This window comes from Streptomyces sp. NPDC086519 (assembly GCF_040686075.1).
Classification (GTDB): Bacteria; Actinomycetota; Actinomycetes; order Streptomycetales; family Streptomycetaceae; genus Streptomyces; species Streptomyces shenzhenensis.
The window spans coordinates 1-1,847 of sequence record NZ_JBFBJL010000163.1; the positions used below are offsets into that span (position 1 = coordinate 1).

2 protein-coding genes are annotated in these 1,847 nt (G+C 75.9%); one reads left to right on the top strand and one right to left on the bottom strand.

Features of this window, described 5'->3' with window-relative positions; all coding sequences use genetic code 11:
- Window positions 1–73: 73 nt before the first annotated feature.
- A complete protein-coding gene (locus tag AB0P24_RS47815) occupies window positions 74–286 on the bottom strand; it encodes a hypothetical protein (protein WP_365805768.1) in 213 nt (70 codons plus the stop codon).
- Window positions 287–455: 169 nt separating this feature from the next.
- On the opposite strand from AB0P24_RS47815, the gene AB0P24_RS47820 reads away from it, so the two are divergent.
- Window positions 456–1,655: a bifunctional adenosylcobinamide kinase/adenosylcobinamide-phosphate guanylyltransferase gene (locus tag AB0P24_RS47820; RefSeq protein ID WP_365805770.1), complete on the top strand. Its 1,200-nt coding sequence runs from the start codon at window positions 456–458 to the stop codon at window positions 1,653–1,655.
- Window positions 1,656–1,847 lie beyond the last annotated feature (192 nt).

The following is a 1,847-nucleotide window of genomic DNA, read 5'->3' on the forward strand; positions in this document are numbered from 1 at the left end:
TTGGGGCGGGGGGGCCCGGGGCCCGGGGGGGGGGGGGGGGGGGGCGGGGGGGGCCCGCCCCCGCCGGCACGTCTCAGGACTCGTCAGCGTGCAGACTCATCGGGCCGTAGATCTCGGTGGCGTCCTCGTAGAGCCGCACGCGGTCGGCGCCGCCGGCCAGCAGGGCCTTCCACTGTTCGCCGATCCACGACTCGGCGTCGCCCTGGGTGGTGAACTCCTCGGGCTCCACCGCGGGCTGGACCTCCGTCCCGTCGGCCTTCTCGAACCGCCACGTCCATGCCGCCATGTAGGCCTCCCTTTGATCCAACTGAGGCATCGTATAAGGGCGCCGACAAAAACTCCGCTGGTTGTGGGGCATGTGCGGGCCCGGTGGGGGTTGCCCGGGCCCCTGACGGGGCGTGTCGCAGGAAGCGTCGGCTGAAGCGAGAACCGTCGGGACGGGTGAGAATCGGTCCGTGGAAGTGACTTTGCTCGGTACCGGTGCTCCTGCCGGGCTGCCCAGCCCCGGCTGTCCGTGTGCGGCTTGTTCGTGTGCCGTAGGGGAGGATGCCCGGGCCGCCGCCTCGCTGCTCGTCGACGGGACGCTGCTGCTCGACCTGACGCCCGGCGCGGCGTTCGCGGCGGCGCGGGCCGGGCGGTCGCTCGGGGGCGTACGGCAGGTGCTGCTGTCGCATCCGCACGACGGGCCCGCCGTCGAGGTGCCGGCCGGGCTGCCGCAGCCGGTGCGGGTGCCGGACGGGCGGGAGCTGGCGCTGCTGACGGGGCATCGGGTGCGGGCGGTGGCGATGGACGCGGGCGGCACCGGGTACGCGGTGACCGGCCCCGACGGGCAACGGCTGCTGTACCTGCCGCCGGGCGCGGCGCCGGCCGGGCTGGAGAACGGGAGCGCGGACTCGTACGACCTGGTGCTCCTGGACGTCGTGGGGCGTCCCGACGCGCTGGCGCGGCTGCGGGCGGTCGGCTCGGCCGGGCCGACCACGGATGTCGTCGCCGTCCATCTCGGCCACGACGTGCCGCCCGGGCCGGAGTTGCGCCGGCGGCTGGCGGCGGCCGGGGCGCGGGCGGTGCCGGACGGGACGACGCTGACGGTGGGGGTGTACGAGGACGTGCCCGACGTACCGCGGCGGACCCTGGTGCTCGGCGGGGCCCGGTCCGGGAAGTCCGTGGAGGCCGAACGGCGGCTGGAGTCCTTCCCCGACGTCCTGTACGTCGCCACCGGCGGTACGCGCGGTGGGGACACCGAGTGGGCGGAGCGGGTGGCCGCCCACCGGGAGCGGCGGCCGGGGTCGTGGCGTACGACGGAGACGTGCGACCTCGTGCCGTTGCTGACGCAGGACGGGCCGCCGCTGCTGGTCGACTGCCTGTCGCTGTGGCTGACGGACGCGATGGACTCCGCCGGGGCGTGGGACGACACGGAGTGGGCGTCGGGCGGGGAGAAGGCGCTGCGGGAGCGGGTGCGGGAGCTGACGGAGGCGGTGCGGGCGAGCCGGCGGACGGTGGTCGCGGTCTCCAACGAGGTGGGGTCGGGGATCGTGCCGGCGACGGCGTCGGGGCGGCGCTACCGGGATGAACTGGGGCGGCTGAACGCGGCGTTCGCGGCGGAGTGCGAGCAGGTGGTGCTGGTGGTGGCGGGGCAGGCGGTGGTGCTGAGGTAGTGGGGGCCGGGGGTTTCACTTGCCGGCGCTTGCCGGGTGCCGCCCGCGCCCACCCTCCCCCACGCTCGGCTTCGCTCGCGCGGGGGGGACCCCCATCGCCCTGGGGGCACCTCCCAGGCCCTTGAGGCACTGGGGGAGGCACGACTGCCCGCGGCTGTACGAGCCACGGCTGGACAGCGCCCCGCAAGGGGC

Excerpts from the sequence above, each read along its gene's own strand:
- AB0P24_RS47815 (WP_365805768.1), bottom strand. The coding sequence starts at position 286 with ATGGCGGCATGGACGTGGCGGTTCGAGAAGGCCGACGGGACGGAGGTC.